Source organism: Kineosphaera limosa NBRC 100340, from assembly GCF_000298215.1.
GTDB lineage: Bacteria > Actinomycetota > Actinomycetes > Actinomycetales > Dermatophilaceae > Kineosphaera > Kineosphaera limosa.
Map to the genome: position 1 here is coordinate 58,940 of NZ_BAHD01000022.1, position 14,597 is coordinate 73,536.

Annotated in this window: 11 protein-coding genes; 4 read left to right on the forward strand and 7 right to left on the reverse strand. The window is 70.8% G+C overall.

Annotation, left to right across the window (positions count from 1 at the left end; all coding sequences use genetic code 11):
* Window positions 1-46: 46 nt before the first annotated feature.
* Genes KILIM_RS07740 through KILIM_RS07755 form a run of 4 tightly spaced genes read right to left on the reverse strand, consistent with a single transcriptional unit; the run spans window position 47 to window position 4,750 of the window.
* Complete coding sequence (locus tag KILIM_RS07740) at window positions 47-1,435, reverse strand: glycoside hydrolase family 32 protein (protein WP_006592101.1); 1,389 nt, start codon at window positions 1,433-1,435, stop codon at window positions 47-49.
* 33 nt (window positions 1,436-1,468) lie between these two features.
* The gene (locus KILIM_RS07745) at window positions 1,469-2,374 is read right to left on the reverse strand and encodes a carbohydrate ABC transporter permease (protein WP_006592102.1); all 906 of its coding nucleotides are present in this window, start codon (window positions 2,372-2,374) and stop codon (window positions 1,469-1,471) included.
* Window positions 2,375-2,384: 10 nt separating this feature from the next.
* A complete protein-coding gene (locus KILIM_RS07750) occupies window positions 2,385-3,353 on the reverse strand; it encodes a carbohydrate ABC transporter permease (RefSeq protein WP_006592103.1) in 969 nt (322 codons plus the stop codon).
* The gene (locus KILIM_RS07755; RefSeq protein ID WP_006592104.1) at window positions 3,350-4,750 is read right to left on the reverse strand and encodes an extracellular solute-binding protein; all 1,401 of its coding nucleotides are present in this window, start codon (window positions 4,748-4,750) and stop codon (window positions 3,350-3,352) included. Before KILIM_RS07755 ends, KILIM_RS07750 begins: the two co-directional genes overlap by 4 nt.
* A 339-nt stretch (window positions 4,751-5,089) precedes the next feature.
* Between KILIM_RS07755 and fbaA the strand changes: the two genes are divergently transcribed.
* Both fbaA and KILIM_RS07765 read left to right on the forward strand, forming a co-directional pair.
* Entirely contained in the window at window positions 5,090-6,118 is a 1,029-nt protein-coding gene (gene fbaA, locus KILIM_RS07760; RefSeq protein WP_006592105.1) for a class II fructose-bisphosphate aldolase, read from the forward strand.
* Between the two features lie 107 nt (window positions 6,119-6,225).
* Window positions 6,226-6,636: a DUF3151 domain-containing protein gene (locus KILIM_RS07765; protein ID WP_006592106.1), complete on the forward strand. Its 411-nt coding sequence runs from the start codon at window positions 6,226-6,228 to the stop codon at window positions 6,634-6,636.
* Window positions 6,637-6,752: 116 nt separating this feature from the next.
* Here KILIM_RS07765 and KILIM_RS07770 read toward each other — a convergent pair whose 3' ends face one another.
* Window positions 6,753-7,358: a hypothetical protein gene (locus KILIM_RS07770; protein WP_006592107.1), complete on the reverse strand. Its 606-nt coding sequence runs from the start codon at window positions 7,356-7,358 to the stop codon at window positions 6,753-6,755.
* Between the two features lie 347 nt (window positions 7,359-7,705).
* On the opposite strand from KILIM_RS07770, the gene KILIM_RS07775 reads away from it, so the two are divergent.
* Window positions 7,706-8,995, forward strand: coding sequence for an adenylosuccinate synthase (locus KILIM_RS07775; protein WP_006592108.1), 1,290 nt, complete (start codon window positions 7,706-7,708; stop codon window positions 8,993-8,995).
* 2 nt (window positions 8,996-8,997) lie between these two features.
* The gene (locus KILIM_RS07780; RefSeq protein WP_006592109.1) at window positions 8,998-10,767 is read left to right on the forward strand and encodes a lysine--tRNA ligase; all 1,770 of its coding nucleotides are present in this window, start codon (window positions 8,998-9,000) and stop codon (window positions 10,765-10,767) included.
* 50 nt (window positions 10,768-10,817) lie between these two features.
* On the opposite strand, the gene KILIM_RS07785 is transcribed toward KILIM_RS07780, so the two are convergent.
* Window positions 10,818-13,232 carry a HelD family protein gene (locus KILIM_RS07785; protein ID WP_006592110.1) on the reverse strand — a complete coding sequence of 805 codons (2,415 nt, stop codon included), beginning with the start codon at window positions 13,230-13,232 and terminating at the stop codon, window positions 10,818-10,820.
* A 159-nt stretch (window positions 13,233-13,391) separates the two neighbouring features.
* Window positions 13,392-14,396 carry a helix-turn-helix transcriptional regulator gene (locus KILIM_RS22195; RefSeq protein WP_157551584.1) on the reverse strand — a complete coding sequence of 335 codons (1,005 nt, stop codon included), beginning with the start codon at window positions 14,394-14,396 and terminating at the stop codon, window positions 13,392-13,394.
* Window positions 14,397-14,597 lie beyond the last annotated feature (201 nt).

Genomic DNA, 14,597 nt, shown 5'->3' on the forward strand with positions numbered 1-14,597 from the left:
CGATGCGCACGGCTGGTGGGTCGACCTTCGGCCAGGGGGCTGCCGGTCAGTCGGCCCCGCCGAGGGCGACGAGTTCGAGCCACGCGGTGTCGTCGGTCGGGACATCGAGGCGCCACGTCGCGCCGACGCGGCGGTACGTCGCCGGGACCCGCGGAGTATCCGGAGCGGAGGCCGACCCGGGCGGCGTCGCCCCGAGCACGGGGTACACCTCGACGACCTCGCCGTCGACCCACACCTCGACGGGGACCGGAGGCAGGTCGATCACCCCGCCGGGCCAGCCCAGTGTTCCACCGGTGGTGCGCACGACGCAGGCCGACGGCAGCTCGTGTCCCCCGGCGGCTAGGGCGCGAGAGTCGCCGCTGAGCAGCGCGTCGAGCTCCTGCGCGCGGGTCACGACGACGTGATCGCCGACCACGCCGATGCGTCGCGGCAGCGTGAGGCAGCCGGCGACGAGGTCGGCGTCCGGGTCGCTCGGATCGGCCGGCACGTCGCTCTGCCGCACCCAACCCAGGTGCCACGAACCGGTCGGATCCTCGGCGAACTGCGGCGCATAGCAGGCGTCCCCGAGGTCGAGGCGCTCGAAGGCCGCGGCGTTGAAGGCCGGCCGCGTCGGGTCGTCGCTCGACGGCTCCAGGTCGCCGACGACCGCGACGACGTCGTCGAGGCTCCCGTGGTGCTGCGTCGCGAGCACCAGGACGGCGCGCCCGTCCGAGTCGTCCGAGTCGTCGCCGAGCACGAGCTGCGGGCACTCCCAAATGTCGGCGGGGAAGCGCCCGAGCAGCTCCGCGCCGAGCGCCCCGGCTCCGGTGAACCACAGCCCCTCGTAGGTCCACGCGTCGGGGTCGTCGCACCCGAACAGCAGGACCGCCGGCGACCCGTCGGTCAGCCCGGCGCCGTGCAGCGCCCAGCGCCGCCCGCCGAACGTGAACAGGAACGGGTCCCGCATCTGCGCCACCTCGTCGGCCTCCGGCGTCGTGGCGACGACCCACGGCTCCGACCACTCGTCGAGGGTCGAGGAGGGGGAGCTGTCGAGCGCGCGCCGGAGCACCGTGGTGCTGTGCGCGGTCTCGTCGGACACCGCGCTGTAGGCGACGAGCGCCTGCGCGCCCGAATCGCTCACCTCCGAATCGCTCACGCCCGAATCGCTGACCTCGTTGGCGCCCCGGAACGAGTCGGGTACGAACACCCCGCTCCAGCAGCCGGCTCGATCCGGCCCGTCCGGCGTCGGCCCGAAGGCCACCGGATGCGGGGTCCACGTCGCCAGGTCGTCGCTGCTGACGTGGCCCCAGTGGATGTCGCCGTGCACCGCGGCGGCGGGATTGTGCTGGTAGAAGACGTGCCATCGCCCGTCCCGATATGTCATCCCGTTCGGGTCGTTGAGCCAACCGCGGCCGGGGCGGATGTGGTAGCTGGGCAGGGCGGATTGCGCGGGCATGGAGCCTCTCTCGAATCGCAGGGCAGGGACGTGTCAGCGATGGCTGCCGGCGGTGAGGCCCTCGCGCAGGGTCCGCTGGCCGAAGATGAAGACGACGAGCGCGGGGATCATCGAGATCACGACGCCGGCCAGCACGGTCGCGACGCTGCCGGTCCCCATGTTCCCCTGCAGGGAGACCAGCCCCAGCGGCAGCGTGAAGTTCTGTTCGCTGATCGTGAGGATCAATGGTCGGAAGAACTCGTTCCAGTGGAAGTTGAACGCGAGGATGCCGACGATCGCCAGCCCGGGGGTCGCCAGCGGCGCGTAGACGGAGAAGAAGGTGCGCCAGGGCCCGGCGCCGTCGATAGCCGCGGCCTCGCCGAGTTCGTCGGGCAACCCGAGGAAGTACTGACGCATGAGGAACGTGCCGAACGCGGTGGGGATCGCGGGCAGGATGAGCGCGAGCAGCGTGTCGGCCAGCCCCATGCCGCGGATCAGCATGAAGACCGGGACGATCGTGACCTGCATCGGCACCATCATCGTCGCGAGCACGAGGGCGAAGATCGCCTCGCGTCCCTTGAACGGCACCTTGGCGAAGACGTAGCCGGCCATCGCCGCGGTGATCATCTGCCCGATCGCGCAGGCGGCGGTGACGAGCACGGAGTTCCACACGAGCAGCCACATGTCGACCTGTTTGAAGACGTCGGCGTAGGAGCCGAAGTCCAGGCTCGTCGGCCAGATCGTCGGGGTGGCGCCGAGCGACTCGGTGACCGGCCGCAGCGAGGTGGAGACGGTCCACAGCACCGGGCCGAGGGTGAGTAGTGCGGCGATGGACAGCACGAGCACTTTGCCCAGAAAGCTGACCGTGATGAGGCGGGGGCGGCGCAGCTGCTGCGGTGGGCGCTGCCCGGTCCCGGTGCCGGATGACGCGGTGGGCCCGGAGGCGGTGGTTGCAGTCATGTCGGCCTCCTCAGCCGTAGAAGACGAAGCGGCGGGACAAACGGAACTGCAGCGCGGTGACGAGCATGATGACGATCGTCAGGACCACACCGATAGCGCTGGCTCGGCCGAATTGCAGCTGCTGGAAGGCGGATTCGTAGATGACCATGACGGCGGTGCGGGTCGCGTCGCCGGGGCCGCCGCGGGTCAGCACGTACGGCTGGTCGAAGATCTGCAGCGCGGCGATGATCGCCATGACCGAGGCCACGAGCATGGTCGGGCTGACCAGCGGCAGCGTGATCCGCCAGAACTGTCGCCACCCGGTGGCTCCGTCGATGGAACTCGCCTCGTACACCTCCTTGGGGATGGCCGCCAGGCCACCGAGAAAGAGCAGGAAGCTGAAGCCGAAGTTCTGCCAGACGTAGACGAGGATCACCATGACGACCGCGCCGGTCTCGGAGTTCAGCCACGGGATGGCCGGCACGCCGACGAAGCCGAGCAGGTAGTTGACGAGGCCGAACTGCTGGTTGAACAGGTAGCTCATCATGATCGACACGCTCGCTGCCGACAGGATGAGCGGGAAGAACAGCACGGAGCGGAAGAACGAGCGCAGCCAGTCCGGCATTTTGGACTGCACCAGCACCGCCAGGCCCAGGGCGATCGTCAGCTGCAGGATCACGGTGGCGATCACCAGGCCGAACGTGTTGAGAAAGGACACCCGCACGGTCGGATCGGTGGCCAGCTCGGTGAAGTTCTGCAGGCCGACGAACCGCGGCGGGCTGATGACGTCCCAGCTGAAGAACGCCAGCACGATCGAGGCGACGATCGGGACGAACATGAACAGCGCGAGGCCGCCCACGGTCGGCAGCAGGAACAGGAACACCAGCAGCCGCTGGGAGCGGATGGTGCGCCGCTGCTGCGGGCTGTCGGCGTGGCGATCGGTGGGGCCGCCGACGGTGCCGGTGGCCGCAGTGGCGGAGACGGGGGCGGGCACGCTCATGTCGACTTCCTCAGGGCGAGTTCGAGGTCACGCTGCAGGTTGGCCAGGTGGCCGCGCAGGCCGGCCTGGCTGCCGGCGGTCACGGCGCCGGTCACGTTCTTGATGAGGGCGGTCTCGACGGCCGCCTGCTGCGGGGGCGCCGGGATCGGCGCGGCCTCCATGCGGTCCAAGGTGTCGTAGAAGACCCGCCAGTGCCGCGGACCGATGGTGCCGTACAACTCGTCGTTGCACATCGAGCGCCGCGTCGGGGTGGTGTCGGCCCGCGGTAGCGCCAGCTTCATTCCCTCGCGCGAGATGCAGAACTTGATCCACTCCCAGGCCTGCTCCTTGCGCTGCGAGGTCTTCATCAGTGCGTAGCCGGCGGCGCCGAACTGATGGCGTTGGCTGCGCCAGCGCGGGAAGTACTGCACGTCGTAGTCGGCCTGGGTCATGCCCGCCTCGTTCAGGCCGTTGACCCAGTAACCGCCGGCGGGCGTCATGCCGATCGAGCCGCCGGCGAACTGCGCGACGAGTTCGGTGCCGCCGCCTTGGGCGGGGCTGGTGCCCAAACCCTCGCGCACGACCTCCCGCAGGAAGTCGAAGGACTCTTCCACCCGCGGGTCTTGCGCGTTCGGCTCCTCCCACAGGTAGCCGCCGCTGCGTCCGGCCGCCGCGGGGTCGCCGGAGTAGAACTGCTGCCACAGCCACTCGCCTCCGGGCGCCTTGGCCTCTTTGAGGAAGCTCGTGTCGTTGACGTACAGCCATGGCACCACGCCACCGAACAGCCGGTTGGTCCAGTAATAGGGCACGAACGGGGCACGGTTGGCCGTGCGCATGCCGCGGGCGTAGGCGAGGAAGTCCTCGTGGGTCCAGTGCTCCTGCGGGTAGTCCAGGCCGGCGGAGGTCATCGCGTCGGTGTTGAAGTACATGTTCGCGGCGTTGAAGTCGATGGGCAGCTGATAGAGGTGCCCGCGATACATGAACGCCTCGATGAGGCTGGGGTGCACGTCGTCGAAGTAGTCCTGGAGTTCGGCCCGGTCGCGCTGCACGTAGGCGTCGAGGGGCTCGGCGAGCCGGTCGGCGAACAGCTGGGCGCCCTCGGTGGCGACGATGCACACATCCGGTGGGGTGCCGGCGGCGACCATCGTGAGGATCTTGGCGAAGAAGTTGCTCCAGTCGGCGCCCTGGATGGCCTGGAGGCGCACCGGGATGTCGGGGTGCTTGGCGCGGAAGGCGGTCAGCAGGTCGGCGCGCGCCGCAGCGTCCTGGCTCGTGCCCAGGATCGCGACGTTGAGCACGTCCTGCCCGCGACCGGGGATGTCGCGGGCCGTCAACCGGGGCCAGGAGGCCGCCGTGGCCCCCAGCGCTCCGACGCCGAGCAGGCCGCCCAACACCGTTCGCCGCGTGATGTCCACCATCAGGTGCTCCTTCGGTCCGGTCTGCGTCGCTGCCGACCTAGAACGTTTGAGGTCATGATCCGTAACCGTATTGGCGGGACCGTCGAGGCGTCAAGAGGCGCCCTTGAGGGGGATTCACAAACAAGAGTTTGTAATAACGTTCGGTGGCAGGTCGGGATCTGGGATGCGGGACGTTGCTCCCGGACCCCCGGCGCCGGGCTGGGTCATAGGATGGCCGTGGTCCAGGTCTTCGCTGCCGCGGTACACCAGGCGGCGGCCCGGGTGCGCGAGGCGCCCAGGGCCCGACGTCGCAGCGGTGCGAACGGCCGCCACGAGAACCCCTATCCACGAGGAGTCGCAGTGCCAATCGCAACACCCGAGGTCTATGCCGAGATGCTCGACCGGGCGAAGGCCGGTTCCTTCGCCTACCCGGCCATCAACATCACCTCCAGTCAGACGGTGACGGCCGCGATCCGCGGCTTCGCCGAGGCCAACTCCGACGGCATCATCCAGGTCTCCACCGGTGGCGCCGAGTACGCCTCCGGCTCGACGATCAAGGACATGGTCACCGGCTCGCTCGCGCTGGCCGCGTACGCCCGCGAGGTCGCCAAGAACTACCCGGTGAACATCGCCCTGCACACCGACCACTGCCCCAAGGACAAGCTGGACGGCTTCGTGCGGCCGCTGCTGGCCATCTCCGCCGAAGAGGTCAAGAACGGCCGTCCGCCGATCTTCCAGTCGCACATGTGGGACGGCTCGGCCGTGCCGCTGGAGGAGAACCTCGAGATCGCCCAGGACCTGCTGGCCCTGGCCAAGGCCGCCAACATCATCCTCGAGGTCGAAATCGGCGTCGTCGGTGGCGAGGAAGACGGCGTCGCCAACGAGATCAACGACCAGCTGTACACCACGACCGACGACGCGCTCAAGACCGTCGAGGCCCTCGGCCTCGGCGAGAACGGCCGCTACATGGCCGCGCTGACCTTCGGCAACGTGCACGGCGTCTACAAGCCGGGCAACGTCAAGCTGCGCCCGGAGATCCTCAAGGAGTGCCAGGACGCGATCGTCGGCAAGTACGGCGACGCCGCCGGCGACAAGCCGCTGGCCCTGGTCTTCCACGGTGGCTCCGGCTCGCTGCCGCAGGAGATCTCCGACGCGGTCGACTACGGCGTCATCAAGATGAACGTCGACACCGACACGCAGTACGCGTTCACGCGTCCGGTCGCCGGCTGGATGATGCAGAACTACGACGGCGTGCTCAAGGTCGACGGCGAGGTCGGCAACAAGAAGAAGTACGACCCGCGCGCCTGGGGCAAGGAGGCGGAGGCCGGCATGGCCGCCCGCATCGTCGAGGCCTGCCAGAACCTGCGCTCCGCCGGCACCCACGTGTGACCAGGTAGCACGTCAGCAACACCACAGCAGCGCAGCAGCGGGGCCCGTGCCACACGGCACGGGCCCCGCTGTTGGTTTGTCGGCCCCGCGCGCGAGAAGGTGGAGTCATGACCGACGCCAACAACCTGCTGGGCATCCCCGAGACCACGCTCCCCGAAGACCCCGCCGGGGCAGAGCTGCTGGCCGGCGGCGACCCAGCCCTCATCGCCGGCCGCAACCCGGCCTCCGCCCTGGCCTGGGCCACCCTCGCCGAGGCGGCGCTCGCCACCGGCTTCACCGTCGAGGCCTACGCCTACGCCCGCACCGGCTACCACCGCTCCCTCGACCAGCTGCGCAAAGCCGGCTGGCGCGGCCAGGGACCCGTCCCGTGGTCCCATGAGCCCAACCGCGGCTTCCTGCGCGCCCTGGCCGCCCTCAGCCGCGCCGCCGGCGAGCTCGGCGAGACCGACGAGCAGGCCCGGTGCGCCCAGTTCCTGCGCGACTCCAGCCCCGAGGCTGCCGACGCGCTCGGCCTCTGAGCCGGTAACCCTCCCGCTCGATAAGCCCACCTGCTCGGAGAAACGGCGAAAGCAGCGGGTTGCCGCTATGTGCGCAACCCGCTGCTCCGAGGCCATCGGCGAGCGTCTGGGTGGGGTCAGGCCGCCGAGACCCGAGCGGCGGTGATGGCGTGCTTGGCGCCGGCGGCGACCTTGTCGCTGTCGTAGGTCAGGGTCAGGCGCGCCCCGGCCTCGTTGCTCCAGCTGCACAGGTTGTCTTCGCAGGCCGTCAGCAGCAGGTCGTCGGGAGCCGTGGCGCCGCGCAGCGACGACATCGCCCCGGCGGTCACCAGGTCACCCATCGCAGCGGTGTCACCGGCCTGCCAGGCGGAGATCAGCTCGCCGCCGTACTCGCCCGCGTCGGTCGGCAGCTGAGCCCGGGCGCCCCCGGTCGCGGTGGCCGCCGACGTCGGCGCCTTGGTGGCGGGCGTGCCCTGCGCGGTCGACTGACCACCCGTTGCCGGTGAGTTCGGCGCCGAGAGCGGCGTGCTCGGCGACTGGGTCGCCGGTTCGGTCTGCGTCGCCGGAGCCGTCGCGGTCGCGGCGGTATCGGGCGTGTTCGAGCCGCACCCCGCAAGCAGCAGCGCCCCGGTGAGCGCGCCCACGGCGGCCACGGCGAGCCGGCGCGAACGGCGACTGTCAGGGCCCTGGGTGGGCAGATCGATCCCGGTCGAAGGTCGGTCGGTCGTCCCCTGGGTGGTCATCAACCACGTCCTGCCTCCGGCTTGCTGGGCACGAGCCGGTCACGTGCGGCCGCGAGCGCGTGCTGCGGCCTCTGCCGCGTCCCCATCGACGCAACCCCCCGGTGGCCTGAGCAATTCGTGGTAACCCCAACGAAATTCGCTGCCTACTCCCAGTATGCGCACAGTCGGGCGGGTCCGGTTGGCGCGCAACGCCGTTGCGTGGCGCGGCGGGTGGACCCGTCGCCACGACGGGTCGAGGGCCGCTACCGGGCCAGCTGCCCCGCGATGGCGACCCGATAGTCTTGCGCGGGGCCCGGCAGGGCACCATGTCTGTTCGAGTCTGTTCGAGCGAAAGAGGGTGGCCCGCGATGCCCGCGATCGTGCTGGTCGGTGCCCAGTGGGGCGATGAAGGCAAGGGCAAGGCGACGGACCTGCTCGGCGACCGCATCGACTACGTCGTGAAGTTCAACGGCGGCAACAACGCCGGGCACACCGTGGTGATCGGCGACGAGAAATACGCCCTGCACCTGCTGCCCAGCGGGATCCTGACCCCCGGCGTGACGCCGATCATCGGCAACGGCGTCGTCGTCGACCTGCGTGTGCTCTTCGAAGAGCTGGACGCCCTGGAGGCGCGCGGCGTCGACACGTCGCTGCTCAAAGTCAGCGCCAACGCCCACATCATTCCGCCCTACAACACGGTGCTGGACCGGGTCACTGAGCGTTTTCTGGGCAGCCGCAAGATCGGCACCACCGGTCGCGGCATCGGCCCGACCTACGCCGACAAGATGTCGCGCATCGGCATCCGCGTGCAAGACCTGTACGACGAGTCCATCCTGCGGCAGAAGGTCGGCGCGGCACTGGCGTTCAAGAACCAGGTGCTCGCCAAGATCTACAACCGCCGCGCCATCGACGTCGACCGCGTTGTGGCCGAACTGCTGTCCTACGCCGACCGGTTGGCGCCCATGGTCGCCGACACGTCGCTGGAGATCAGCCGCGCCCTGGATGCCGGCAAGACCGTGCTCTGCGAGGCCGGTCAGGCCACGCTCCTCGACGTCGATCACGGCACCTACCCCTACGTGACCAGCTCGAACGCCACCGCCGGTGGCGCCTGCACCGGCGCCGGGCTGCCGCCGACCCGCGTCGACCGCGTCATCGCCGTGCTCAAGGCCTTCACCACCCGCGTGGGTGAGGGGCCCTTCCCCACCGAACTGCACGACGAGGTCGGCGACCGGCTGCGCGTCATCGGCAACGAATTCGGCACGACCACCGGGCGCCCGCGGCGGGTGGGCTGGCTCGACGTCGTCATCGGCCGTTACGCCACCCGCATCAACGGCGTCACCGACTACGTGCTGACCAAGCTCGACAACCTCGACACCTTCGAGCAGATCCCCGTGTGCGTCGCCTACGACGTCGGTGGCGAGCGGTTCGAGGAGATGCCGACCAACCAGAGCGACTTTCACCACGCGACGCCGATCTACGAGTACCTGCCGGGGTGGTGCGAGGACATCAGTGGTGCCCGCACCTTCGAGGAGTTGCCGGCCCGCTGCCAGGAGTACGTGCTGTTCGTCGAGGGGCAGATCGGCGCCCGCATCTCGGCCATCGGCGTCGGCCCGGGCCGCGACGAGATCATCCAGCGGTATCCGCTGACAGGGGAGTGAGCGTGTCGCAGGCAGCGCAGCAGGCACAGCAGGATTGGGTCACCCGGCTCGCCGACGAGGTCATCGAGGAGGCCACCCGACGTCAGGGGGGCACCCTGACCCGCCCCATCGTGTGCGCCTCCGGGCTGAGCCCGAGCGGTCCGATCCACCTGGGCAACCTGCGGGAGGTGATGGTTCCGCACTTCGTGGCGGACGAGATCGCCCGACGGGGCATCGCCGTCGAGCACATCATCAGTTGGGACGACTACGACCGTTTCCGCAAGGTGCCCGCCTCCGTCGAAGGCGTTGACGACTCGTGGAAGGCGCACATCGGCAAGCCGCTGACCAGCGTTCCCGCCCCCCACGGCTCGGGGTACGACAACTGGGCCGCGCACTTCAAGGCGCCGATGAAGGCCGCGCTGCAGATGATGGGGGTCGCCTACCGCGGCATCAGCCAGAGCGAGCAGTACACCTCCGGCGCCTACCGCGAGCAGGTGCTGCACGCGATGCGCGACCGGGAGCGCATCGACAAGGTGCTCGACCGGTACCGCACCAAGGCGGCGGCACCCGCCAAGACCGCAGGCGGCCAGGCACCGCTGGACGAGGACGCCCAGGAGGCGGCCGATCTGGCAGCCGTCGGCTCCGGTGCCGCCGGTGAGGACGACGGCAGCGGCACCGGCGGTTACTTTCCGTTCCGGCCGTACAGCAAGGCGTTCGGCACCGACGACACCCGCGTCATCGCCTACGACGAGGCGAGCACCGAGTTGACGTACGTGGCGAACGGCCCGCAGGGGGAGCAGGTCACCGAGACCATGCACCTGGACCGCGACACCCACGGCAAGCTCGTGTGGAAGGTCGACTGGCCCATGCGGTGGGCCTACGAAGGTGTCGACTTCGAGCCCTCCGGGGTCGACCACCAGAGCCCCGGATCGTCGTTCGTCGTCGGCGGTCAACTCGTCGAGGAGATCTTCGGCGGGCACCAGCCGATCGGCCCGATGTACGCCTTCGTCGGCATCGCGGGCATGGCCAAGATGAGCTCGTCGCGCGGCGGCGTGCCCACCCCGGCCGACGCCCTGGTCATCATGGAGGCGCCGCTGCTGCGCTGGCTGTACGTGCGGCGCCGCCCGAACCAGTCGTTCACCGTCTCCTTCGACACCGAGCTGCTGCGGCTGTACGACGAGTGGGATGCGTTGACGCGCAAGGTGGTCGGCGGCTCGGCGCAGCCCGGCGACCTGGCCGCCTACGAGCGCAGCGTGCGCACCACGGAGCGGGAGTTGACGCTGACGCCGCGATCGGTGCCCTACCGAGCGCTCGCCTCGATCATCGACATCACCGGCGGGCACCCGGAGCAGACGCTACGGATCCTCGAGGGCTTCGACGTCGCCGGCTCGATCACGAGCCTGGACGACGTGCGTCCCCGGCTGGACTGCGCCAGCAGTTGGGTGCACACCCAACTCGATCCGGGCGACCGCACCCGCCTGCGCACCGAACCCAACCGCGGGTTGCTCGCCGAGCTCGGTCCGCAGCAGCGCGATGCGCTCGGACTGCTCGCTCAGCGCCTGACCGACGACTGGTCACTGGACGGCCTGACGACCCTGACCTACGGCATCCCCAAGGCCCAGGCCGGCTTGGACGTCGGCGAGAAGAAGCTGCCGCCGGAGGTCAAAAAGGCCCAGCGTGAGCTGTTCCGGCTGCTCTACCTGCTGCTCATCGACAAGGAGACGGGCCCCCGCCTGCCGACCCTGCTGCTGTGCGTCGGCCCCGACCGAGTCCGCCACCTCATCGGCCACTGACCCCCCGCGCCGCCGCCGCAGGGGCGGGGCGGCGCAGGGGTTGGGCCGCCCTAGACGGGGCGTAGGACGTGCATGCGGTGGGCGGCGCGGGTGAGCACCACGTAGAGCACCCGGGGGCCGCCGGGGGATTCGGCGACGATCTCGTCGGGGTCCAGCACGATGGTGGCGTCGTACTCCAGGCCCTTGGTGGACAGGGGATCGACGACCTCGACCCGACCGCGAGCCTCGCCGGTCAGCGCGCCGACCACCTGCGCTGCCGACTCGGCCCAGCGAGCGGGGGCGACGACCGCGACGTTGCCGTCGACCTCGCCCAGCACCTGCGCGATCGCAGCGCCCAACTCCTGGGGCAGCTGCGCGGCCGCCACCTGCCGGTCCACCGGCCGAACGCCGGTCTCCCGCACGGCCTGGGGGATGTCGGCGTCGGGCATCGTGACCCGGATGACGTCGGCGGCGTGCTCGAAGATCTCCCGGGCGTTGCGGTAGTTGGTGTCCATGTGAAAGGCCTGCCGTGGGTGCCGACCGAAGGCCTGGTCGCGGGCCGCGATCGCCTCCTGCTCCAACGGCCAGGACGCCTGCGCGGCGTCACCGACCACGGTCCACGACGCCCACCGGCCGCGGCGCCCGACCATCCGCCACTGCATCGGAGACAGATCCTGCGCCTCGTCGACCAGCACGTGGGCGTATTCGGCCGGCGCCTCGATCCGACCGTGCAACAGCAGCTCCCGCGCCTCGCGCTCGTCGACCGGCGCGCGAGTGCCCCGCAGCCGCAGGGCCGCGTGCCCCGGCCGCTCCTCCTGCGCGCGCAGCTGGCCGGCGGCCACGGCTGACTCCAGCACGTCGTCCAGCTCCTCGACCTGATAGAAGCCGCGCTCACGCTTGACCTCCGGCACGAGCCCGACGCGCGGGGAGAGATCGTCGATGAGCGCCGTGTCGGCAACCGACCAGGTGCCGGTGCGCAGGGCCTCGCGCATCGAGGCGGCCAGCGCCTCGGCGGCCGCCTCGCCCAGCACCCCGGCGGCGTAGCGGTGGGTGCGTTCGGCGTCGGCCAGCCACAGCAGCACCTCGCGTGGGTCGACGGGCCGCCACCAGCGGTCGAGAAAGTCCTCGACGTCGCGGTGCTCCTCGAAGGTCGCGATGAAGTCTTCGGCGTCTCCGGCTCCGGGGCGCTCCGGGCGCACCTGCTGCCAGGCGAGCTTGGCCAGGGCCGCGAGCATCGCCGACCGCGAGGTGTTGCGGGTGTGGTGGCGCAGTACCTGCGCCCGCGCCCGGTCCAGTTCGCGGGCGCGCAGGTGCACCGGAGCGCCCTGCACCATGGCCCGCAGCTCGGTCGGGGCACCCGGGATGACGTCACGCGCCGCCCGCGCGAGCACCCGCCGAATGGTCGGCGACCCCTTGATCTGCGCGACCTGCGGGGTGTCGAGCCGCCCAGCCGTCGCGACGTCCAGCAGGTCACCCAGGCTGCGCAGGGTCACCGACTCCTCACCGAGGGAGGGGAGCACCCGCTCGATGTAGGCGGTGTAGGCCGCCGACGGTCCGACGACGAGGATGCCGCCGGTCTCGTAGCGGCGCCGGTCGGCGTACAGCAGATAGGCGGCGCGATGCAGGGCCACGACGGTCTTGCCGGTGCCGGGGCCGCCGGTGATGAGGGTGACGCCGCGCGCGGGGGCCCGGATCGCCTCGTCCTGGTGGGCCTGGATCGTCGCCACGATGTCGCGCATGCGGCCCGTGCGGCTGCGGGTCAACGCCGCCAGCAGCGCCCCATCGCCGAGAATCACCAGGTCGTCGGGGGCCTGCGGGGCCAACATGTCGTCTTCCACGCCGATGACCTGCTCGCCGCGGCTGCGCAGCACTCGGCGCCGCACCACCCCGTGCGGTTGCACCGGTGTCGCCCGGTAGAACGGCGCCGCGGCCGGTGCCCGCCAGTCGATGACCAGCGGCTCGTAATCGTCGTCGCGCACCCCGAGGCGGCCGACGTAGCGCACCTCCCGGTTCGGCGACTCGGGGTTCTCGACCTCGGCAGCGCCGCCTCCGTCGCGGCCGCCCCCGTCGCGGCTGCTGCTGTCGCCGCCGTCGGCCTCGCCGAGCTCGTCGAATTCGCCGTCCACGGCGAAGTCCAGCCGCCCGAAGACGAGCCCCTCGTGCTGCCGGTCGAGCACGTGCTGGCGGCGACCGGCGGTGTAGACCAGCGCGTCCCGCTCGAAGAGGCCGGTGATCTCCTCGTCGCGCACGTCGCCGGTGCGGTCGGTGCGGCCGCGCGAGAGACCGTCGGCCTCGATGAGGTCGGCGCGCCGCCGGGCCTTCTCCAACTCGGCGTACACCCGGTCCACGTGGGCCTGCTCGTCGGCCAACTCGCGCGCCAGGATGGCCTGTGCGTCGGCGGCGCCTTCGGGTGCGCCCTCGCCGGTCTGCGCCTGCCCGGGGTCGGTTGCCTGCTTGCCTGCCTGCTGCGTGTCGCTGCTCGTCACTACTCGCCTGCCCCGCGCCAGCTCGCCCTGATGTCGTCCAGATGTCCCCACCCGCCGGGGTGCGCTCGTCACGCACCCGCGCTCGGGCCGAACCATCGAGTTTACGGCCTGGCCGCCCCAGCCCTGCCCAGCAGGTGCGGCGTAAGTGCGGAGCGGGGCTCAGAGCCAGCCGCGGCGTGCGGCTTGAACGCCGGCCTGAAAGCGGGTGGCGGCGCCCAAGCGCTCCATGAGGGTCCGCACTTTGCGCTCGACGGTTCGCTGACTGATGCCCGTGCGGCTGGCGATGAGGGTGTCGGTGGCGCCGGCGGCCAGCAGGCTGAGGATCAGCCGGGACTGCCCGTCGATCGGGCCCTCCTTGTCGGAGGCCATCGGCGCCGCGGTGCGCCACACCATCTCGACCAGGCCCGCCAGCGCCAGCACGAGCCGTCGGTCGCCCACGAGCAGACATCCCTGAGCCGACGAGTCATAGCTGGTCAGGTCGACGACGGCACTGGTGGTGTCGGCGACGATGACCGAGAACGGCAACCCGCGGGCAAAGCGGCAGCTCTCCCCGGAGGCCGTGCGGGCCTGCAGGATCTCGGCGGCGCGCGGCAGGTCGAGCACGGCCGAGTCGAAGGTCGTGCGCAGGCGCAGCGGCCGACCGGAGGCGTTGACCCAGCGGCCGCGGTGTTGATCGGGGTCGCCGCCGAAGAGGTGCGCGGTGCGCGGGGAGTTGTCGCGAAATCCGATCACTTCGTGCTCGGCGACCGCGACGAGGTGCGCGGAAGCCTCAGCCAGCTCCTGCTGATTGCTCAGCGCCACGATGCCGCCGCCTTCGACCCGCGGGTGCGCTCGGGCGTTGCGGTAGATCGTGGACAGCTCGATGGACAGCGCCCGCGCTGTCGCGGCGCGCAGCTCGAACTCCCCGGCCAGGGCGGGCAGCGTCAGGTCCGGCGGCAGCGCCTCCCATTCGTCGTCCGCGGTGCGCCGCAGCAGACCGATGCGCTGCAGGTCGGCGGTGACCTTCTCGATCGTGGCCTCGTCGAAGCCTTCGGCGAGCAGCGCCGCGCGGGTGATGCCGGGTCGGTGAACGGCCAGCAGGTACAGGCGGTTGGCGGGCTCGTCGACGCCGGTGGCGCTCAACGTCAGCAGGCCGGGGTCGACGATCTGCACTGGTCTGGTCACGACGCCCCCCGGTGCCGATCGCTGGGACCCGGGTGCCACCCGGCGTTCTGCTGCCCGAACAGTAGCGGCTCCGGGACTTCCCGGTGCCCTCCCGCCGGCACCACGATTCGCGCGAAAGATCAGGCGGTTCAGCGGGGATTCAGTTCTGCGGGCCTTCGATCCGACCGATCGCCGCGCCGGCTCGAGGCGCCCACCCGCCGC

Bases quoted from the DNA above. Each gene is read 5' to 3' on its own strand.
- KILIM_RS07740 (WP_006592101.1), bottom strand. From the start codon at position 1,435: ATGCCCGCGCAATCCGCCCTGCCCAGCTACCACATCCGCCCCGGCCGC.
- KILIM_RS07745 (WP_006592102.1), bottom strand. From the start codon at position 2,374: ATGACTGCAACCACCGCCTCCGGGCCCACCGCGTCATCCGGCACCGGG.
- KILIM_RS07750 (WP_006592103.1), bottom strand. From the start codon at position 3,353: ATGAGCGTGCCCGCCCCCGTCTCCGCCACTGCGGCCACCGGCACCGTC.
- KILIM_RS07755 (WP_006592104.1), bottom strand. From the start codon at position 4,750: ATGGTGGACATCACGCGGCGAACGGTGTTGGGCGGCCTGCTCGGCGTC.
- KILIM_RS07765 (WP_006592106.1), top strand. From the start codon at position 6,226: ATGACCGACGCCAACAACCTGCTGGGCATCCCCGAGACCACGCTCCCC.
- KILIM_RS07770 (WP_006592107.1), bottom strand. From the start codon at position 7,358: ATGACCACCCAGGGGACGACCGACCGACCTTCGACCGGGATCGATCTG.
- KILIM_RS07775 (WP_006592108.1), top strand. From the start codon at position 7,706: ATGCCCGCGATCGTGCTGGTCGGTGCCCAGTGGGGCGATGAAGGCAAG.